General features: G+C 67.3%; 16 protein-coding genes, 1 tRNA gene and 1 pseudogene. 5 read left to right on the top strand and 13 right to left on the bottom strand.

The window, feature by feature from the left end; all coding sequences use genetic code 11:
- Positions 1-108 precede the first annotated feature (108 nt).
- Positions 109-1,017, top strand: coding sequence for a DnaJ C-terminal domain-containing protein (locus Q0X16_RS03080; protein WP_297830520.1), 909 nt, complete (start codon positions 109-111; stop codon positions 1,015-1,017).
- 72 nt (positions 1,018-1,089) lie between these two features.
- On the opposite strand, the gene Q0X16_RS03075 is transcribed toward Q0X16_RS03080, so the two are convergent.
- From Q0X16_RS03075 to purB, 8 genes are all read right to left on the bottom strand, one after another.
- Entirely contained in the window at positions 1,090-1,458 is a 369-nt protein-coding gene (locus Q0X16_RS03075) for a response regulator (protein ID WP_297830518.1), read from the bottom strand.
- 56 nt (positions 1,459-1,514) lie between these two features.
- Entirely contained in the window at positions 1,515-2,519 is a 1,005-nt protein-coding gene (locus tag Q0X16_RS03070) for a YhdH/YhfP family quinone oxidoreductase (protein WP_297830515.1), read from the bottom strand.
- Positions 2,516-3,127 carry a TIGR00730 family Rossman fold protein gene (locus Q0X16_RS03065; protein WP_297830513.1) on the bottom strand — a complete coding sequence of 204 codons (612 nt, stop codon included), beginning with the start codon at positions 3,125-3,127 and terminating at the stop codon, positions 2,516-2,518. Before Q0X16_RS03065 ends, Q0X16_RS03070 begins: the two co-directional genes overlap by 4 nt.
- Before the next feature lie 230 nt (positions 3,128-3,357).
- Entirely contained in the window at positions 3,358-4,785 is a 1,428-nt protein-coding gene (gene lpdA / locus Q0X16_RS03060; protein WP_297830511.1) for a dihydrolipoyl dehydrogenase, read from the bottom strand.
- A 54-nt stretch (positions 4,786-4,839) separates the two neighbouring features.
- Complete coding sequence (odhB, locus tag Q0X16_RS03055) at positions 4,840-6,036, bottom strand: 2-oxoglutarate dehydrogenase complex dihydrolipoyllysine-residue succinyltransferase (RefSeq protein WP_297830509.1); 1,197 nt, start codon at positions 6,034-6,036, stop codon at positions 4,840-4,842.
- A gap of 30 nt (positions 6,037-6,066) precedes the next feature.
- Positions 6,067-8,895, bottom strand: coding sequence for a 2-oxoglutarate dehydrogenase E1 component (locus Q0X16_RS03050; protein WP_297830508.1), 2,829 nt, complete (start codon positions 8,893-8,895; stop codon positions 6,067-6,069).
- A 206-nt stretch (positions 8,896-9,101) separates the two neighbouring features.
- A complete protein-coding gene (locus Q0X16_RS03045; protein WP_297830506.1) occupies positions 9,102-9,602 on the bottom strand; it encodes a hypothetical protein in 501 nt (166 codons plus the stop codon).
- A 34-nt stretch (positions 9,603-9,636) separates the two neighbouring features.
- Positions 9,637-11,001, bottom strand: a complete 1,365-nt coding sequence (gene purB, locus Q0X16_RS03040; protein ID WP_297830505.1) for an adenylosuccinate lyase — start codon at positions 10,999-11,001, stop codon at positions 9,637-9,639.
- An 86-nt stretch (positions 11,002-11,087) separates the two neighbouring features.
- On the opposite strand from purB, the gene Q0X16_RS03035 reads away from it, so the two are divergent.
- Positions 11,088-12,494 (top strand): class II fumarate hydratase, encoded by a 1,407-nt coding sequence (locus tag Q0X16_RS03035; protein WP_297830503.1) that lies wholly within the window; start codon positions 11,088-11,090, stop codon positions 12,492-12,494.
- A 3-nt stretch (positions 12,495-12,497) separates the two neighbouring features.
- On the opposite strand, the gene Q0X16_RS03030 is transcribed toward Q0X16_RS03035, so the two are convergent.
- Positions 12,498-13,115 carry a TonB family protein gene (locus Q0X16_RS03030; RefSeq protein WP_297830501.1) on the bottom strand — a complete coding sequence of 206 codons (618 nt, stop codon included), beginning with the start codon at positions 13,113-13,115 and terminating at the stop codon, positions 12,498-12,500.
- Positions 13,116-13,225: 110 nt separating this feature from the next.
- Between Q0X16_RS03030 and serS the strand changes: the two genes are divergently transcribed.
- Positions 13,226-14,506 carry a serine--tRNA ligase gene (gene serS, locus Q0X16_RS03025; RefSeq protein ID WP_297830499.1) on the top strand — a complete coding sequence of 427 codons (1,281 nt, stop codon included), beginning with the start codon at positions 13,226-13,228 and terminating at the stop codon, positions 14,504-14,506.
- Positions 14,507-14,883: 377 nt separating this feature from the next.
- A pseudogene (locus Q0X16_RS03020) lies at positions 14,884-15,795 on the top strand (LysR family transcriptional regulator); the annotation flags it as partial.
- 8 nt (positions 15,796-15,803) lie between these two features.
- On the opposite strand, the gene Q0X16_RS03015 reads toward Q0X16_RS03020, so the two are convergent.
- Positions 15,804-16,319: an Lrp/AsnC family transcriptional regulator gene (locus tag Q0X16_RS03015; RefSeq protein WP_297830497.1), complete on the bottom strand. Its 516-nt coding sequence runs from the start codon at positions 16,317-16,319 to the stop codon at positions 15,804-15,806.
- Positions 16,320-16,469: 150 nt separating this feature from the next.
- Between Q0X16_RS03015 and Q0X16_RS03010 the strand changes: the two genes are divergently transcribed.
- Positions 16,470-19,157, top strand: coding sequence for a tryptophanase (locus Q0X16_RS03010; RefSeq protein WP_297830495.1), 2,688 nt, complete (start codon positions 16,470-16,472; stop codon positions 19,155-19,157).
- A gap of 24 nt (positions 19,158-19,181) precedes the next feature.
- Here Q0X16_RS03010 and Q0X16_RS03005 read toward each other — a convergent pair.
- The 3 genes from Q0X16_RS03005 to Q0X16_RS02995 form a co-directional block, all read right to left on the bottom strand.
- Positions 19,182-19,271 (bottom strand) — tRNA-Ser (locus Q0X16_RS03005).
- A gap of 83 nt (positions 19,272-19,354) precedes the next feature.
- Positions 19,355-19,888, bottom strand: coding sequence for a response regulator (locus tag Q0X16_RS03000; RefSeq protein ID WP_297830493.1), 534 nt, complete (start codon positions 19,886-19,888; stop codon positions 19,355-19,357).
- 5 nt (positions 19,889-19,893) lie between these two features.
- Positions 19,894-20,562 carry an ATP-binding protein gene (locus Q0X16_RS02995; protein ID WP_345780273.1) on the bottom strand — a complete coding sequence of 223 codons (669 nt, stop codon included), beginning with the start codon at positions 20,560-20,562 and terminating at the stop codon, positions 19,894-19,896.
- Positions 20,563-20,623: the final 61 nt, after the last annotated feature.

Raw genomic sequence — 20,623 nt, 5'->3', positions numbered from 1 at the left:
TTGCGCTGCGGCGGCGGCAAGGGCTGCCGTAAACTGATGGCCCGCGCATGTCGCGGGCCATTTTTTGCGGGCATCGGGAAACGCCGCTGCCGACGCACGGGACAGGCAATGGAATTCAAGGACTATTACGCGATTCTCGGGGTCGAACCCAGCGCCGGCGAGGCGGAGATCAAGACCTCCTACCGCCGTCTGGCGCGCAAGTACCACCCCGACGTCAGCAAGGAAAAAGGTGCGGAGGAGCGCTTCAAGGCGGTCAACGAGGCCTACGAGGCGCTGCGCGATCCGGCCAGACGCAAAGCCTACGATCAGCTGCGCGCCGGCGGTTATCGTCCGGGCGACCAAGTGCGGCCACCGCCGGGCGGTTTCGGCTACGGATCCGCGCCGGGTGGTCGCCCGGATGTGGATTTCGAGGAAATCTTCGCCGGCGGCGGCGCGGGCGGCGGGTTTTCGGACTTCTTCGAAAACCTGTTCGGACGCGGCCGCAGCGCCGGCCAGACGCGTCCTGGAACCGCGGCGCCGCAGGACAGCCGCGCAAGGTTGGCGGTGCCGCTCAAGGCCGTCCACGACGGCGAGAGCGTCCGCATCACGATCAACGGGCGCACCCTCGATGTGCGCGTCCCCAAGGGCATCAAACCCGGTCAGGCGATCCGGCTGGCGCGACAGGGGCAGGGCGGGCGCGATCTGCTGCTGGAAGTCGAGTACGCCGCCGATCCGCAGTTCGAGGTGGACGGATTGAACGTGATCTACACCCTGCCGGTGGCCCCCTGGGAGGCGGCGCTGGGGGCCAGCGTCAGCGTGCCGACGTTGGGCGGTCCGGTGCAGCTGAAGGTACCGGCCGATTCGGAATCCGGCCGCAAGCTGCGCCTGCGCGGGCGCGGTCTGCCCGATGGCCGCGGTGGATCGGGCGACCAGATCGTCGAACTGGAGATTCTTGCGCCAAGGGCGCGCACCGAGCCGCAGCGCAAGGCCTACGCGACGATGCGCGAGGCCTTCGGCAACGACTGGCTGCGCGAATGAGTCCAGCGCGCGCCGGATTCCGGCGCGCCGCGGCTTGCGGATTGATGATGGGCGCGAAAGTCGCGCCGGCGCTTACGCGCCGCCGACGTACTGGGCGATGACCGCTGCCAGTTCGGCTTCGCTGAAGGGCTTGGTGATATAGGCCTTGGCGCCCTGACGCATGCCCCAGACGCGGTCAGTATCCTGGTCCTTGGTGGTCACCAGGATCACCGGGATGTGGCGTGTGGTCGGCTCGCGGCTGATCGAGCGGGTGGCCTGGAAGCCGTTGAGGTTCGGCATCACCACGTCCATCAGCACCAGGTCCGGCAATTCGCGCTTGGCGGCTTCGACGCCCGCGGCCCCGTCTTCGGCGGTGAGCGCGTCGTGGCCGAGCTTTTCGACGATGCGACGGATGCTCATCAACTGGGAGGGTGAATCGTCAACGATCAGGATGCGTGCCATGGGAGTCCCCGTAATTCCACATGAATTGTAGCCAACGTCTTTCCGCGTGCAAGCGCCTAGACGACATTCCCCAGGCGTACGAGGGTGCGGCCCAGCGATTTGCCGTCCAGCATGTCGGCAAACACGGCGGGCAGGCCGTCCAGCCCGACTTCCCGCGCGCAGATCCAATCCAGTCCGGCCGGCTTCCACTCGCCCGCCAGCCGCCGCCAGACCTCTTCGCGGATGTCGCGAGCGGTGCCGGCCGAGGCCACGCCCAGCAGTGAGACGCCGCGGATGATGAAGGGCATCACCGTGGCGTGCAGGTCGTGCGAGGCGGCCAGCCCGCAACTGGCCACGTTGCCGTAGGGGGCGGTCTGCGCCAGCAGGGCGGCCAGCATCGGCCCGCCGACGTTGTCGAGGCCGCCGCCGAAGCGGACGGAGTCCATCGGCCGGGGGGTTGAAAGCGCTTCGCGCCCCAGCACTTCGGCCGCGCCCAGCGATTTCAGCCAGGCCGCGTGTTCGGGTTTGCCGCTGATCGCATGCACCGCGTAGCCGGCCCGGCTGTAGATGGCGATGGCCAGCGTGCCGACGCCGCCGGTGGCGCCCGTCACCGCCAGCGGCCCCAGCGCCGGCGTCTGCCGGTTTTCCTCCATGCGCAGCAACCCCAGCGCGGCGGTAAAGCCCGCGGTGCCCAGGATCATGGCTTCGCGCAGGCTCAGGCCCGCGGGCAGCGGGATGACCCAGCGCGCGTCGAGCCGCGCGTACTCCGAGTAGCCGCCATCGCGGGTTTCCGACAGTCCGCTGCCGGTCACCAGCACCGCATCGCCTTCCTTGAACGCGGGGTCGTCGGAGGCCACCACGTGGCCGGCAATGTCTATCCCGCCGACCAGCGGGAACCGGCGCAGGATCTTGCCCTTGCCGGTGCCCGCCAGCGCGTCCTTGTAGTTGACCGAGGAATACGCGGCCTTGACGACCACTTCGCCGGGATTCAACGTCTCCAGCGCGATGGTCTCGATGCCGCTGCGGTAGCCGTCGGCGTCGTTGTGGATGCGGAAGGCGCGGAAGTTCGCGGGAATGGTCATGCGCCCTCCGGCGTCGTCTTGAGCGCGCTGCGGCGCTTCTCGTCCAGCCATTTGTCGGCCTGCGCCGGCACGTAGTCGCGCATCCATGCCAGCAGGGCGTCGAGGTCGTTGCCCTGCCACATGTCGTTGCGTTGCTCGGGGTGCAGGAAGCGCTCGCGCACCATGGTATCGAGCATCGCCATCAGCGGATCCCAGAATCCGTTGCTGTCGAAGAAGGCGCAGGGTTTCCTGCCCAGGCCGAGCTGGCGCCAGGTCAGCATCTCGAACATTTCATCCAGCGTGCCGAAGCCGCCGGGCAGGGCAACGAAGCCGTCAGCCAGTTCGAACATGCGCGCCTTGCGGGTGTGCATGGAATCGACCACTTCCAGCCGCGTGACGCCCTTGTGCGCCACTTCCCAGTTCACCAGTTGCTCGGGGATGACACCGACGACCTCGCCGCCGCCTTCCAGCACGGCATCGGCGACGATGCCCATCAGCCCGACGTTGCCACCGCCATAGACGAGGGTGATGTGCTCCTGCGCCAGCCGCGCGCCGAGCGTGCGGGCCAGGGTGGCATAGGCGGGATCACCGCCGGCGTTGGAACCGCAATAGACGCAGAGTGATTTCATGCGTCGATTATCGCGCGATGCAAGCAAAAACGGCGCGGCAAGCGGCGCCGAATCGGCTGAGGCGTGGGAGATTCCGGCTCCGTCGCGGGCACAGCACGGCGCAAGGCTGCTTGCGACACGCCGCGAGTACGTCCATGTAGGCTAATCGGCGGCATCCATGCCGCCGATTGTCGCAATGAGCCATGCGCCGCACTGTGCCTTCGGGTATCGCGGCGCATGAGGTGAAAGCGTCAGTTGGCCTTGTGGATCGCCCGCTTGTGCACCGCCATTGCGGCGTCGTGCACGGCCTCGGACAGCGACGGGTGGGCGTGGCAGATGCGCGCGAGGTCGTCGGCGCTGCCCTTGAATTCCATCGCCAGCACGCCTTCGTGGACCAGCTCGGAGACGTTGGCGCCGATCAGGTGCATGCCGAGGATGGTGTCGGTCTCGGCATGCGCCAGTACCTTCACGAAGCCGGCCGGTTCGGCCATCGCCACCGCGCGCCCGACGGCCGCGAACGGGAAGCTGCCGGCCTTGTACGGGATGCCCTCGGCCTTCAGCTGCTCTTCGGTCTTGCCGACCCAGGCCAGCTCCGGCTCGGTGTAGATCACGTAGGGGATGGTGTCGAAATTGACGTGGCCGGGCAGCCCGGCGATCAGTTCGGCCACCGCGATGCCTTCCTCGAAGCCCTTGTGCGCCAGCATCGGGCCGCGCACGCAGTCGCCGATCGCCCACACGCCGTCGACGCCGGTGTGGCAGTGCTCGTCGACCTCGATCTGGCCGCGCGGGCTCAGCTGCACGCCGGTGCCATCGGCCAGCAGAGCCTTGGTGGCGGGCCGGCGACCGACGCAGACCAGCAGCTTGTCGACCACGATGCTCTGCTCGCCCTTGTCGTCGGTGTAGCTGACGTGCACGCCGTCCTTCTTGACCTCGGTGTTCGACACCTTGCAGCCGAGACGGATGTCGAGGCCCTGCTTCTTGAACTCGCGCGCGGCTAGCTTGCTCACTTCCTTGTCGGCGGCCGGCAGGAAGTCCGGCAGGCCTTCGAGGATGGTGACCTCGCTGCCGAGGCGCTTCCACACGCTGCCCAGCTCCAGCCCGATCACGCCGGCGCCGATCACGCCGAGACGCTTGGGCACCTTGTCGAAATCCAGCGCGCCGACGTTGTCGACGATGTGCTCGCCGAACTTCGCGAACGGCAGCTCGATCGAATCCGAGCCGGCGGCGAGGATGACGTTGGTGCCCTTCAGTTCGACCGTGCTGCCGTCGTGCTGCTTGACCGCCACCACGTTGCCCGGCTGCAGCTGGCCAAAGCCGAAGAAGGTGCTGACCTTGTTGGCCTTGAACAAGGCGGCAATCCCGCCGGTGAACTGCTTCACGATGGCGTCCTTGCGGGCGACCATCTTCTTCACGTCGATCGCGGCCTTGCCGAAGCTGATGCCGTGCTGGTCGAAGATGTGGCCCATGTTCCAGAACTGGCGGCTGGAATCCAGCAGCGCCTTGGACGGGATGCAGCCCACGCGCAGGCAGGTGCCGCCGAGCGCCGGCTTGCCGTCCTTGCCCAGCGCGGCGTCCACGCAGGCGGTCTTCAGGCCGAGCTGCGCGGCGCGGATGGCGGCGTGGTAGCCGGCCGGGCCGCCGCCGATGACGACGACGTCGAATTGTTGTTGTTCGCTCATGGGTCCTGGGTCCTTGTCCTTGATTCCCTCCCTTTCATGGGGAAGGAGAAAAAATCACATGCCCAACAGCATCCGGTGCGGGTTTTCCAGCTGGTTCTTGATGTCGACCAGGAACAGCACCGCGTCCTTGCCGTCGATGATGCGGTGGTCGTAGCTGATGGCGATGTACATCATCGGCGCGGCGATGACCTGGCCGTTCTCGACGATGGCGCGTTCCTTGATCGTGTGCATGCCCAGGATCGCGCTCTGCGGCGGATTGACGATGGGCGTGGACATCAGCGAACCGAAGGTGCCGCCGTTGGTGATCGTGAAGGTGCCGCCCTGCAGGTCTTCCAGCTTGAGGCCGCCTTCGCGGGCCTGGGTGGCGTAGGTGGCGATGCCCTGTTCGATCTCGGCGAAGCTCATGCGCTCGGCGTTGCGCAGCACCGGCGTGACCAACCCGCGCTCGGTCGAGACCGCGATGCTGATGTCGGAGTAGCCGTGATAGATGATGTCGTTGCCGTCGACCGAGGCGTTGACCACCGGGTACTTCTGCAGCGCGTTGGCGGCGGCCTTGACGAAGAAGCTCATGAAGCCGAGCTTGATGCCGTTCTCCTTCTGGAACGCATCGCCCAGCTCCTTGCGCATCTGCATGACCTTGGCCAGGTTGACCTCGTTGAACGAGGTCAGCATCGCGATGGAGTTCTTGGACTGCATCAGCCGTTCGGCGATGCGGGCGCGCATGCGGGTCATCGGCACGCGCTGCTCGGGGCGGGCGCTGGCCGGCAGCGGGGCGGTCTTGCCGGCGGCGTAGTTGACGATGTCTTCCTTGGTCACCATGCCGCGACGGCCGGTGCCGGCGACCTCGGCCGGGTTGACGTTGCCGGTGACGGCGGCGAAGCGCGCGCCGGGTGGCAGCGCATCGGCGGCGGCCGCGGCGGGGGCCGCGGCGGGCTTGGCCGGCGCCCCTGCGGTGGGCGCAGCCGCAGCCGCCTTTGGCGCCTCGGCGGCGGGCGCCGGCGCAGCAGCCACGGCGCCTTCCTCCAGGATGGCGATGACCTGGCCGCCGGTGACGGTGGAGCCCTCCGGGAACTTGATGTCCTTGAGCACGCCGTCCACCGGGGCCGGCACTTCCAGCACCACCTTGTCGGTCTCCAGATCGAGCAGGTTCTCGTCGCGCCGGACCGCATCACCGGGCTTCTTGTGCCAGCTGGCGATGGTGGCGTCGGTGACGGATTCCGGGAGAACCGGGACTTTGACTTCGATGCTCATGAGGGCGTCCTGTCGAAAAGCGGGGTGGTGTCAGTTGGCGTCGTCGTCGGCCGCGATCGGGTTGACCAGCGCATCGGCGACCAGCTGTTTCTGTTCGGCCACGTGCTGGGCCATGTGGCCGACGGCCGGCGCGGGCGAGCGCAGGCGGCCGGTGTAGTCGAGCACCTGTTTCGCCTGCAGGCAGGCGCGCAGGTGGTGCTGGATCTGGTACCAGGCGCCCTGGTTCATCGGCTCTTCCTGGCACCAGACGACTTCCTTGACGGAGGCGAAGCGCTTCAGCTCGGCCACGAGTTCCGGGCGCGGGAACGGGTAGAGTTGCTCGATGCGCACCAGCGCGACGTCGTCGAGCTTCTGCCTTTGCGCCTCTTCCAGCAGGTCGTAATAGACCTTGCCCGAGCACAGCACCACGCGGCGCACCTTTTTGGCGGTGGCGTTGCTGTCCGGGATCAGGCGCTGGAAGCCGCCCTTGGCGAACTCGTCGAGGCTGGACACCGCCAGCTTGTGGCGCAGCAGCGACTTGGGCGTCATCACGATCAGCGGCTTGCGGGTCTTCTGGTGCATCTGCCGGCGGATCATGTGGAAATCCTGCGCCGGCGTGGTCGGCGCGCACACCACCATGTTGTCCAGCGCGCACAGTTGCAGGAAGCGCTCCAGACGCGCCGAGCTGTGCTCGGGGCCCTGGCCTTCGTAGCCATGGGGCAGATACAGGGCCAGCCCGCACAGGCGGTCCCATTTGGCCTCGCCGGACGAAACGAACTGGTCGATCACCACCTGCGCGCCGTTGGCGAAATCGCCGAACTGCGCTTCCCAGATGTCCAGCGTCATCGGGTCGGCGGTGGCGTAGCCGTATTCGTAGGCCAGCACCGCTTCCTCGCTGAGCAGCGAGTCGATGATCGCCACGTCCTCCGGATGCTTCGCCAGTTCGCGCAGCGGCACGTGGTACGCGTCGGTGTTCTGGTCGTGCAGGATGGCGTGGCGGTGGAAGAAGGTGCCGCGGCCGCAGTCCTGCCCGACCAGACGCAGGCGGTAGCCCTCGTCGATGAGGGTCGCATAGGCGAGGTTTTCGCCGAAGCCCCAGTCGGCCGGAAGTTCGCCGGCGGCCATCTTGCGGCGGTCGTCGTAGATCTTGGCCACGCGCGGGTGCAGGGTGACGCTGCCTGGGATCGTGTTGATCCGGTTGGCCAGGGCGTCGATCGTCTTGCGCGGGACCTGGGTGTCCACCCGGTCGCGCAGGCCGGCTTCGAGGAACGGGCGCCAGTCGACGATGAGCGCGTCGGTATCGGCCTTGACGACGTCGGCGGTCACCTCGCCGGCGTCGAGCCGGTTGCGGTAGCCATCCACCAGCGCCTGGGAGCCTGCCGCATCGAGCGTGCCTTCCGCCGCCAGCTTCGCCGCGTACAGCTCGCGGGTGGTCTTCATCGCGCGGATGGTCTTGTACATCAGCGGCTGGGTCGCCGCCGGCTCGTCGGCTTCGTTGTGGCCGTGGCGCCGGTAGCAGACCAGGTCGATCACCACGTCGCGGCCGAAGGCCTGGCGGAAATCGAAGGCCAGTTCGGCGACGAAGGCGACCGCTTCGGGATCGTCGCCGTTCACGTGCAGCACCGGGGCGCCGACCATCTTGGCGACGTCGGTGCAGTAGAAGGTCGAGCGCGCATCCTCGGCGGCGCTGGTGGTGAAGCCGACCTGGTTGTTGACCACCACGTGGACCGTACCGCCGACGCGGAAACCGCGCGCCTGCGACATCTGCAGCAGTTCCATCACCACGCCCTGGCCGGCGAACGAGGCGTCGCCGTGGATCAGGATCGGCAGAACCCGCTTGCGTTCCTGGTCGCCGTGGCGCAGCTGGCGCGAACGCACGCTGCCGGCAACCACCGGGTCCACGATCTCCAGATGCGACGGGTTGAAGGCCAGCGCCAGATGAACCGGGCCGCCGGGCGTGCCGATGTCGGCGGAGAAGCCCAGATGGTATTTGACGTCGCCGGTGTGGGCATGGTCGCCCTTGCGGCCGCTCTCGAACTTGCCTTCGAATTCGTCGAACAGCTTGCGTGGCGGCTTGCCGAGGGTGTTGACCAGCACGTTCAGGCGGCCGCGATGGGCCATGCCGATCACGGCTTCCTTGACCCCGTTGCCGCCGGCCCGGCGCACCACGACGTCCAGCAGCGGGATCAGGGAATCGCCGCCTTCCAGCGAGAACCGCTTCTGGCCGACGTACTTGGTGTGCAGGTAGCGCTCCAGCCCTTCGGCCGCGGTCAAACGCTCGAGGATGCGCAGCTTGTCGTCCTTGCTGCGTCCGTAATTGCCGGCCGCGGTTTCCATGCGCTCGTAGACCCAGCGCCGCTGATCGGCGTCGCTGATGTGCATGAACTCGGCGCCGATGCTGCCGGTGTAGGTGGCCTGCAGGCGGGCGAACAGGTCGCGCAGCTTCATCCGCGCCTGGCCGCCGACGCCGCCGGTGCTGAACTCCGAATCCAGGTCGGCGTCGGAAAGATGGTGGAAGGCCAGCCCGAGGTCGGGCGGATTGAGCGGCAGGGTCATCCCGAGCGGATCGAGATGCGCCCCCAGATGCCCGCGCGAACGATAGGCGGTGATCAGGCGGCCGACGTGGCGCTCGCGCTCGTCGCCGGCACCGGCGGCAACGACTCCGCGCGCGACCTGGCGGGCGGCCTCGGTGATGCGCTCGATGACGGCCGAGTGCGGCACGTCGCCCGCTTCGCGGCCGTGCAGGCCGTCGAAATAGCGCTTCCAGTCCGGGCCGACGCTGTCGGGCGCCGCCAGGTACTGTTCGTACAGGTCCTCGATGTAGGTGCCGTTGCTGACGAGTTGTGAGGTTTGGGCGAACTGCTTGAGGAGACTGTCCACGGCGCGGATGGCAACCTTCGATTTTGAGGAGAAACCCCGATTCGACGAGGGCCGGGCTGCTTGCGTTCGACCGGAATGGAGTCGAAACCGGACGCAGGCTTGCAAAGAACCGGAATTATAAGCCGGATCAATCTGAATAGGGCGTCACCGGCCGCGCCGACCGCGCCTTTGCGGGCGGTTTGTGCAGGCCATCCGACGGGCTGGCGTCAGATTCCCAGCGCCCGGTATTCGCTGATCACCCTGGATCGCTCCCAGATCTCGTCGAAGCGATCCTTGAGTTGCCGCACCCGGGCGCGGGAGGACAGGCTGGCCGTGCCTTCGAAAACGTCGCCCTGGGCGCGGAAGTAATAGCCACCGGCATCGCCCGCGACCATGGCCGCACGATCCTCGCGGTAGGCGGGGTCGTTCACCTCGCGGAACTGGAACACGCTGGGCAGGCGCTGGGCGAGGTCGAGCAGCTTGGCGTGCGCGGCCTGCGGCGCGGCGTGGTCGTGCAGGAGGATGAGGACCTGGGTGTCGTGGCCGTGGGTGGCGAAACCGCGCAGCGCATCGAGCACGTCGGGATGGTCGAACAGCCATGGATCGAGGGCGAGGCTGCGGATCCAGACGAAGCGGCGGGCGTCGGCGATGACGCGGGCGGTGGTCGCGACGGCGGTTTCCTGATCGGTGATGCGGATCAAGTCGGTGGGGGCGGGCGTGTCATTCATGGGCCTCTCCTGTTCCGTTGTGCGCGAAATCGTTTCAGATATCCTGCGCCAAGCGCTCGGCAAGGCCGGTGTAACCGCTTGGCGTCAGGTCGCGCAGCCGCTGCTTCGCGTATTCCGGCAGCGCCAGCGTTTCGATGAAGGCGCGCATCGATTCGGCGGTGATGCCGTGGCCGCGCGTCAGCGCCTTGAGCTGTTCGTAGGGGTTGGGCAGGCCGTGGCGGCGCATCACCGTCTGCACGGCTTCGGCCAGCACTTCCCAGGCGGCGTCGAGGTCGGCGTCCAGCCGCTGCGGATTCATTTCCAGCTTGCCGATGCCCTTGCCCAGGGCGCCCAGCGCCACCAGGGTGTGGCCGAAGGCGGTGCCCAGCGCGCGCAGCACGGTGGAGTCGGTGAGATCGCGCTGCCAGCGGCTGATCGGCAGCTTGGCGGAGAAATGCTCGAACAGCGCGTTGGCCAGCCCGAAGTTGCCCTCGGCGTTCTCGAAGTCGATCGGATTGACCTTGTGCGGCATGGTCGAGGAACCGACTTCGCCTTCCTTCAGCTTCTGCTTGAAGTAGCCCAGCGAGACATAGCCCCAGACGTCGCGGGCGAAATCGATCAGGAGGGTGTTGGCGCGGCGCACGGCATCGCCGAGTTCGGCCACGGTGTCGTGCGGTTCGATCTGGGTGGTGTAGGGGTTGAACACCAGCCCCAGCCCTTCCACGAAGCGTCGGGAGAAGGCCGGCCAGTCCACGTCGGGGTAGCTGATGACGTGGGCGTTGTAGTTGCCCACCGCGCCGTTGGCCTTGGCGGTCAGTTCCACCGCGGCGATCTGCCGCGTCTGTCGCTCCAGTCGTGCCACCACGTTGGCGATTTCCTTGCCCAGCGTGGTCGGCGAGGCGGTCTGGCCGTGGGTGCGCGAGAGCATCGGCTGGCCGGCCTGCGTGTGCGCCATCGCGCGCAGCGAGGCGGCGATGCCGGCATAGGCGGGCAGCAGAACCTCGCGCCGCGCCGCGTCCAGCATCAGCCCATAGGACAGGTTGTTGATGTCCTCGCTGGTGCAGGCGAAATGCACGAATTCCAGCGCCGGGCCGAGTTCGGCATCGTCCTTCAGGCTTTCCTTGATGAAATATTCGACTGCCTTGACGTCGTGGTTGGTGGTGCGTTCGATCGACTTGACCCTGGCGGCGTCCTCGACCGAAAAGCCGTCGGCCAACTGCCGCAGGCGACGCTGGGCATCCGGCGAGAACGGCGCCAGTTCGACGATTCCGGGCTCGCCGGCCAGCGCCAGCAGCCATTCGATTTCCACCCGTACGCGCGCCTTGATCAGGCCGTATTCGGAAAAGATGGGGCGCAGCGCATCGACCATGCCGGCGTAGCGGCCATCGAGCGGAGACAGGCAGGTCAGGTGGGTGGCCATGTGGGTTGATCTTGTCGGAAGCACGCCATTCTAACTGCCGGAGGCGGTATCCTTTCGCGCCGAAATTCTTCATGGAGTCGCGAAACATGGCCAAGGCCGCCACAGCCGCCCGCAAGGGATTCCGCATTGAACACGACAGCATGGGTGAGCTGCAGGTGCCCGCCAGCGCGCTCTGGGGTGCGCAGACCCAGCGCGCGATGGACAACTTCCATATCTCCGGGCGACCGATGCCGGCGGCGTTCGTGCGCGCGCTGGCGCTGGTGAAGGCGTCGGCGGCGGTGGTCAATGGTCACCTTGGATTGCTGGATTCGGCGCGCGCCGAGGCCATCGTCGCGGCGGCCACGGCGGTTGCTGGCGGCGCCCACGGCGAGCAGTTCCCGATCGACCGCTACCAGACCGGCTCGGGCACCTCGACCAACATGAACGCCAACGAGGTGATCGCGCATGTCGCCGGCGCGGCGGCCAAGCTGGCCATCCATCCCAACGACCACGTCAACCTCGGGCAGAGCAGCAACGACACCATTCCCACCGCGCTGCGGGTGATGGCGGTGCGCGAAACCGTCGGCGCGCTGCTGCCGGCGCTGGCGCATCTGCGCAAGACCATCGACCGCCAGGCCAAGGCGATCGGCGGCACGGTCAAGACCGGGCGCACGCACCTGATGGACGCGATGCCGCTGACCTTCGCGCAGGAGTTCGGCACCTGGTCGGCGCAGCTGGCCTCGGCGCAGGGGCGCATCGAAGACAGCCTCATGCGCACGCGCCGGCTGCCGATCGGCGGCACCGCCATCGGCACCGGCATCAACGCCCATCCGAAGTTCGGTAAGGGCGTGGCGAAGGCGCTGTCCGCCGCGACCGGCGTCAAGTTCGAGCAGAACGCCAACACGTTCGAAGGACTGGCGGCGCACGACGATCTGGTCGAACTGTCGGGCCAGCTCAGCGCGCTGGCGGTGGCGCTGATGAAGATCGGCAACGACCTGCGCTGGATGAATTCCGGGCCGCTGGCCGGGCTGGGCGAGATCGAGCTCAAGGCGCTGCAGCCGGGCTCGTCGATCATGCCGGGCAAGGTCAATCCGGTCATTCCCGAGGCGCTGTGCATGGTCTGCGCGCAGGTGATGGGCCTGCACACGGCCAACACCGTGGCCGGGCAGAGCGGCAACTTCCAGCTCAACGTGATGCTGCCGCTGCTGGCCTGCAACCTCGACGAGGCGATCGGCCTGCTGGCGCATTCGATGACCGAGCTGGCCGACAACGCCATCGCCACGCTGAAAATCCGCAAGGACAAGGTGGCCGAGGCGCTGGACCGCAATCCGATCCTGGTGACGGCGCTCAACCCGGTGATCGGCTACGAGAAGGCCGCCAAGATTGCCAAGCGCGCTTACGCCGAAGGGCGTCCGGTGCTGGACGTGGCGCTGGAAGACAGCGGGCTGTCCGAGAAGCAGCTGCGCGTCCTGCTCGATCCGGTCAAACTCACCAAGGGCGGGATCGCGGGCTGAATTTCAGCGCTGGAAGGTAATCGGCACCACCACATCGGCGGCGACCGGCTGGCCGCCGCGCGTGGCCGGCTGGAAGGTCCAGCGTCGCGTGGTTTCCAGCGCGGCCCGATCCAGCAGGCGGTTGCCGCTGCTGCTTTCGATGTCGTTGCCGGCCACGCTGCCGTCGGGCGCGACGTGAATCCGCACCCGCACCGTGCCGTCGATGCCGCCTCGCAGCGCCTGCGCTGGGTACCGTGGCGTCGGCGCGGACAGGGGGACCGGGGTCGTGCGGTCTGCAGTCGCGATTTCAGGGGCGGGCGTGGGCACAGGCTGGGCGACGGGCGCCGCCGGCCGCTGGACGATCCCGGGCGTGTCGGTGGGCGGGGATGAAGTGCTGGGCGCCGCGTCGACCTGCAGGCCGCTGGCGCCGCTGCCGCCGGCGAGGTCGGGGGCGATCGGCGCGGGCAAGGTGCTGTCCTGTGCCGGATCGTCGCCGGCGGGCGCCGTGTAGAAATCGTAGTCGTGGCGCGAGCCCAGCCACACCAGCACGAACAACAGCAATCCTGCCGCGAAGGCCAGCGCAAGCAATTTGGGCAGGCTCCACCGTTGCCGGGCTGGAGGCGGAGCGTCGTGTTCGGACATGGCGCGATTTTGGCATAGCCACACGCATCAGGTGTGGGCGTGGGCGGCGGTGCACGCTTCCTGCACGCGTCGGCGATAATGGCGGTTCATTTTCGTGGATTCATCCGGCAATGCTAGATCCCGCGCTGCTCCGCAACCAACCCACTGACCTTGCCCAACGCCTGCGGGAAACGCGCGGTTTCGATCTCGACGTGGCGCAGATCGCGTCGCTGGAAGCCGACCGCAAACGCATCCAGGTGCGCACCCAGGAACTGCAGAATCTGCGCAATACCCGGAGCAAGCAGATCGGCATGCTCAAGGCCAAGGGCGAGGACGTTTCCGCAGTAATGGCCGAGGTGGCCGTCTTCGGCGAGGAGCTGAAGGCCTCCGAGGTCGAGCTGGACCGCATTCGCGGCGAACTGGAAGCCATCGCGCTGGGCATTCCGAACCTGCCCGATGCTTCGGTGCCGATGGGGGCCGACGAATCCGGCAACGTCGAGCAGCACCGCTGGGGCACGCCGCGAGCCTTCGATTTCGAGGTCCAGGACCACGTTGGACTTGGCGCACGGCACGGCTGGCTGGACGGCGATACGGCAGCCAAGCTCTCCGGCGCGCGCTTCACCGTGCTGCGCGGGCAACTGGCCCGCCTGCATCGCGCGCTGGCACAGTTCATGCTGGATCTGCACAGCGGCGAGCACGGCTACGAGGAAACCAACGTCCCGCTGCTGGTCAACGCCGAGTCGATGCGCGGCACCGGACAGCTTCCAAAGTTCGAGGAAGATCTGTTTTCCACCCAGTTGGGCGAGCACAAGCGCTATCTGATTCCGACCAGCGAAGTGCCGCTGACCAACACCGTGCGCGACACGATCATTGAGGCCGAGCGCCTGCCGCTGCGGATGACCGCGCACTCGCTGTGCTTCCGCGCCGAGGCCGGCGCCGCCGGGCGCGATACCCGCGGCATGATCCGCCAGCACCAGTTCGAGAAGGTCGAGCTGGTCAGCGTCTGCCGCGCATCGGAATCGGATGCCGAACATGAGCGCATGACCCGCTGTGCCGAAACCGTGCTGGAGAAGCTCGGCCTGCCGTATCGCCGCGTGCTGCTGTGCAGCGGCGACATGGGGTTCGGTGCCACCAAGACCTTCGACCTGGAAGTCTGGCTTCCGTCGCAGGGCACCTATCGCGAGATTTCCTCCTGCTCGAACTGCGGCGATTTCCAGGCCCGCCGCATGCAGGCGCGCTGGCGCAACCCGGCGACCGGCAAGCCCGAACTGGTGCACACCCTCAACGGCTCCGGCGTGGCCGTGGGTCGCGCGCTGATCGCGGTGATGGAGAACTTCCAGAGTGCCGATGGCAGCATCGAGGTGCCCGAGGTGCTGCGGCCCTACATGGGCGGGGTCGCGCGCATCAGCTGATCGGGCGCGTCATGTTGTCGCCGCAACATCGCAGGTTTCGGGTGATTTTTTTGGACGCGGATTGGCGCGGATGAACGCGGATCCAGCTTTCCTGATTTGCCTTGTCCCTCAGCTCGTCATTCCCGTGAAGGTGGGGCTGACGAACCGCAGCAATTTTCCACCGAAACGCTGTCTGGAACTCGGGTGAATCAGGCACTCTCTGAGTCCGATTCCTATCCGCGTTCATCCGCGCCAATCCGCGTCAAAATGTTCTTGCGGAAAATGCGATGGAGTGGACGAGCGAAATGGCCAAATCACGTCGGCGCAAGCGTCGAGTGTTGCATGGTCGAAATGAAACAAGTCAAATCCGCAGGATTGTTCCGAATTCGGAATTCTGCATGCAGAACCTCAACGACCTGTACTACTTCGCCTCGGTGGTCGAGCACGGCGGTTTCGCCGCCGCCTCGCGCGCGCTCGGCATCCCCAAGTCGCGCCTGAGCCGGCGCGTCAGCGCGCTGGAGGCCGAACTCGGCGTGCGCCTGCTGCAGCGCTCCACGCGGCGCTTCGCGGTCACCGATGTCGGCACCAGCGTGGTGCACCATGCGCAGGCGATGCTGGCGCAGGCCCAGGCCGCGCGCGAGGTGGTCGATCGCCTCAGCGTCGAGCCGCGCGGGACGGTGCGGGTGAGCGTGCCGGTGACGATGGCGCAGCTGCAGTTCCCGCGCCTGCTGCCGGACTTCCTGGCGCGCCATCCCAAGGTCCGGCTGCAGCTGCTGATCAGCAATCGCCGGGTCGATGTCATCAACGAGGGCGTGGACGTGGCGCTGCGGGTGCGCAGCAACCTCGACGACGACGGCAGCCTGGTGATGCGCAGCTTCGGCCAGATCCAGGAGCTGCTGGTCGCCAGCCCGCGCTACCTGGACAAGGCCGGGCGCCCGAACGCGCCCGAAGAACTGGCCGGACACGTCACCCTGTGCACCGGCGAGGACGATGCGCGACAGCGCTGGGAGCTGCATGGCCCCGACGGCGAGGTGCGGCGGATCGAACTGGAACCGCGGGTCGGCGGCCACGACCTGCCGCTGATGCTGGAGCTGGCCCGACGCGACATCGGCATCACCCTGCTGCCGGAAACCCTGTGCTCGGATGCCGTGCGCGCCGGGGAGCTGGAGGTCGTGCTGCCGCAGTGGCGGCTGCCGCAGGGCATCGTCCACGCCGTGTTTCCGTCGCGCCGGGGCATGCTGCCGGCGGTGCGGGTGTTCATCGACGACCTCGCCAAACGCCTGCCGCCGATGCTGGACGCGGCGCGGCTGTAGGCGACTCAGGGCGTCTTTCGCCGCCTGCCGCGCCGGCCGGTCGGCTCCGGTGCGGGCCGGATGGGCGGCGCGAGCGTGCGCCTGGCGACCGGCGTGGACAGCACCAACGCTGTCGAGGTGGTTCCCCAGGGCGTGAGGCGGTCGATCAACCGCTCCAGGTCGGTCACTGTTGCGACAGCCACCTTGGCGATGAAGGAGTCGGCGCCGGTCCCGCGATGGCATTCGAGCACTTCGGGCATCGTCCGCACTGCATTGGTGACGCGGGTGAGGACATCGCCGACAACGCTCATGCGCACGATGGCGAGAATCGGGCGCCCGATGGCGGCCAGGTCCAGCTCTGCGCGGTAGCCGCGGATGATGCCGGCGGCTTCCAGCTGGCGCACCCGCTCGGCCGCCGCCGGCGTCGACATGCCGATCGCGCGCCCGATCGCGGCGAAGCTCATGCGCCCGTCCTCCTGCAGCAGTTCCAGGATCCGCCAGTCGACGGCGTCGAGCGGTTTTGTCTGTGTGTAAGAAAACATCGGTTTTTAATTTCAAATGAAAGTAGAAATCCGTATCGGATTTAATATATGGCATTAAGTATCGCCAATCCAGTTTCTACAATCATGGCATCCGCTGCGCCGGATGCGTCCGTCGCCAGCGGTCCTCCACGCCACCCAACAGGAACCGCCATGGCCAGCCCCGTCCCCGTCCACGAGCCGCACAAGGTCAAGACCGTCCGCCGCATCGCCTTCCCGTCGCTCGACGAGCGCAAGCGCAACCTCGCCGCGGCGCACTTCAACGTGTTCAACCTGACGCCGCAGCAGGTCAGCTTCGACATGGTGTCCTACGGCTGCGGCGCGATGACCCAGGAGCAACTGGCCGGGCAGCTGGTCGGTGACGAGGCCTACGCCGGCGCGCGCAACTTCGAGCGCCTGACGGCGACCATCAACCGCGTGCTGGGCCACACCTACGTGTGCCCGACCCACAACTCGCTGGGCTCGGTGAAGATCCTGCTGCACGTGTTTGCCAAGTCCGGCCAGCGGTTGCCGAGCAACGCCCGCGGGCGGATCGACCTGCACGCCCCGCGCGGCATCGAACTGCGCGACGTGCGCGACCACGGCGAGTCGCCGTTCACCGGCAACTTCGATCTGGCCCGGCTGGAGGCCGAGATCCTAGAAAGCCGCCCGCCCTTCGTCGGCGCCCAGTGCTTCGCCGACGGCCAGCACCCGATCAGCCTCGCGAACCTGCGCGCGGCGCGCGAGGTCGCCGATCGCCACGGCCTGCGGCTGGTACTCGACGTGTCCCGCGTGGTCGAGAACGCCTGGTACATCCAGCGCTTCGAGCCGGGCATGGGCGATCGCGGCATCGCCGAGCTGGTCAAACGCATCGCCAAGACCGCCCACGTGATCCTGATGGATGGCGCCCAGGACGCGCGCGCCAACACCGGCGGTTTTCTCGCCACCGACAATCCCGCCGACCACGAGCATTTCATCAACGAGATCGTGGTGTTCGAGGGCCTGCACACCTACGGCGGCATGGCCGGCCGCACCATGGAGGTGATGGCGCGCGGGCTGGACGAGATGTGCGACGAGCCGACGGTGCAGTGGGCGATGCACCAGACCGAGCGCTTCACCGCGCGCCTGCGCGAGGGCGGGGTGCCGCTGGAACGCGGCTGCGACGGCGCCTACCTGCGCGCCGATGCCTTCCTGCCGCAGGTCGCCGAACATCCCGCCCACGCGCTGGCCTGCGCGCTTTACCAGACCTCCGGGGTGCGCGCGCTGGTGCAGGGACTGGTCGGGCGAGACCCGCTGCTGCCGCTGCAGATCCCGCGGCTGGCGATGACCAACCGCCAGCTCGACCAGGTGGCCGACGCGGTGATCGCGCTGTACCGTCAGCGCGCGCAGGTACCGGCGCTGGCGGTGGAAAACTTCGCGCCGTGGCACGACGCGCTGCGCTTCACGACGGTATTCGCCGATCTGGAAACGGCGGAGTTCGACTGCGAGCCGTGGCTGATCCACACCCTCGAGCCGATCGCCATCACCAGCCGCGAGCAACGGCTGCGGGCGATGCGCGAGGCCGGCTGGAACACCTTCCTGCTGCGATCGGCCGAGGTCACCATTGATCTGCTCACCGATTCTGGCACCACCGCGATGTCGACCGACCAGTGGGCCGCCTACGACGCCGCGCTGCCGACGCCGGCCACCAGCAGCGCCTACCTCGACTTCGTCGCCGCGGTGCGCGACACCTACGGCCACGAATTCGTCCTGCCCACCCACCAGGGACGCGCGGCCGAGCAGATCCTGTCCGAGGTGATGATCCAGCCCGGCCAGATCGTGCCCGGCAACATGTACTTCACCACCACCAAGGTGCACCAGGAATTCGCCGGCGGCGTGTTCGCCGACGTCATCGTCGACGAGGCCCACGACCCGAGCTCGACCTTCCGCTGGAAGGGCAACATCGACATCGCCAAGCTCGACGCGCTGGTGCGCGAGCACGGCGCCGCGAAGCTCGCCTACATTTCGTTCGAACTGTCGGTGAACCTGGCCGGCGGCCAGCCGGTGTCGATGGACAACCTGCGCGAGGTCTACGCCTGGACTCGGCAGCACGGCATCCCGGTGATGTTCGACGCCACCCGCGCGGTCGAGAACGCCTGCATGATCCAGCAGCACGATCCGCGCTACCGCAACACCCGCGTCAAGGACATCCTGCGCGAGATCATGCTCTACGGCGACGGCGCCACCGTTTCCGGCAAGAAGGACTACCTGATCAACATCGGCGGCGCGCTGACCTTCAAGGACAACGCGCAGTGGGCGCAGGCGGCCGAGGCCAAGCTGCGCATCTACGAAGGCGGCGTCCACGACGGCGGTCTGCCGGCGGCCGACCTGGCGGCGATGGCGCAGGGCCTGCGCGAGATGGTCGACGACCGCTACATCAATGCCCGCCTCGGGCAGGCGCAGCGGCTGGCCGGCTGGCTGCGGGAGGCCGGCGTGCCGATCGTCGAGCCGACCGGCAGCCACGCGGTGTTCGTCGACGCGCGCGCCTTCCTGCCGCACGTCGACCAGGACGAATACCCGGCGCAGCGGCTGTCGAGCGAGATCTACATCGAGACCGGCGTGCGCACGATGGAACGCGGCAACGTTTCCAGCGGCCGCGACCCCGACGGCAGCAACCACCGGCCGGCGCTGGAACTGGTGCGGCTGACCCTGTCGCGCCGCGTCTACAGCGACGACCACCTGCGCGAGGTCGCCAACGGCATCATCCGCCTGTGGCGGCGCCGCGAGAGCATCCAAGGCCTGCGCTTCGTCTACGAGCCGAAGGACCTGCGCTTCTTCCAGGGCCGCTTCGAGCCCGTGGAGGGGGAAGCCGCCGGCGCCTGACGGCAGGGGACAGGGCGCGGGAACTGGCGGAAGCGGTGAGATTCGAACTCACGGATGGGATGAACCATCGCCGGTTTTCAAGACCGGTGCCTTAAACCGCTCGGCCACGCTTCCGGATCGGGCATTTTCGCACGCCGTGGCATCGGTCGTCTGCGACGGGCCACGCCTCCCCACGGCTTGGCTGCGTCCGAGGGGCTTCAGGAGTCGAAATCGTCGAGGTCGAGGTGGATGCTGCCGTCGCTTTCGCGCTCGACGTGGGTGATGCCGGGACTTTCTTCCTCGAGGTGCCGGCGTTCGAGTTCAGTCGCGGCGCGTTGCCCGAACGATTCGCTGCCGTGGGAGCCGCGGCCGACCAGGATGGTGGCGACGGCATCCTGCAGCGCCTCGTCGGACCAGGGTTTTTCCATGAATCGCGTCAAGCGCCCCTGATTGACCGCGGCGATGATCGCATCGCGATCGGCGAGGCCGGAAACGATCATCCGCGGCACGTCGGGTTGGGTGGCGACCAGACTGGTGAGGAATTCGACGCCGTTCATTTCCGGCATCCGGTAGTCGGTGATGATGAGATCGAACTCGGTTTCTTCACAGCGATCGAGTGCCGCGCGCGGCGACGTGAAGGTTTCGATGCGCAGCGCTTCGCCGCCCAGTCGCGACGCCGGGATTCCGCTCAGGCAGCGGCGCTGCGCGTTCAGGATGTTGGGCTCGTCGTCAACGAGAAGCAGTCTGTACATGGGCGTCACTCCTTTGGATCATCGGTACTCGCAGGCTGGCGTACCGGCAGTTTGATCAGGAACAGCGTGCCGTCACCAGGGCTGCTGGTGACCTCGATCGTCCCATGGTGCTTGGCGATGATCCCGTAGGAAATCGCGAGCCCGAGGCCGGTGCCTTCGCCGGTCCCCTTGGTGGTGAAGAACGGGTCGAAAATCCGCGGCATGACGTCATCCGGAATGCCCTTGCCGTCATCGCCGACCGAAATCATGGCGACGCCATCGACGAATTCGGTGGTTACCGTGATGATGCCTTGTGTCTCGATCGCCTGCCCCGCGTTCACCAGCAGGTTCATGAATACCTGGTTGAGCTGGGAAGGCAGGCATTCGATGGCCGGGAGCGGTTTCAGGTCGAGGACCACGTTGGCCTTGTATTTCAGTTCATTCCCGACGATGTTGAGGGTCGACTGCAGGCCGGCGTTGATGTCCGCCATGACCCAGTTGTCGAGTTGATCCTGACGCGAGAAATCCTTCAGGTCGATGACGATCTTCCCGATGCGCTCCACGCCTTCGAGCGACTCGGCGATCATGTCCTGGATCTCCGTTCCCAGGCTTTCCGCATCGTCGTCGGTCTCGCTGCTGCCGGTGTGGCCGTGGTTGCGGAGGATCGCCAGCAGGCGGGGCAGGTAGCGGCGCAATGCGTTCAGGTTCGACTTTACGTAGGCGATCGGATTGTTGATTTCATGGGCGACGCCAGCT

The sequence above is a fragment of the Thermomonas sp. genome (assembly GCF_025993755.1).
GTDB lineage: Bacteria > Pseudomonadota > Gammaproteobacteria > Xanthomonadales > Xanthomonadaceae > Thermomonas.
The sequence above is the reverse complement of the archived record's forward strand: the minus strand, read 5'-3'. Positions and strand labels throughout refer to the sequence as shown.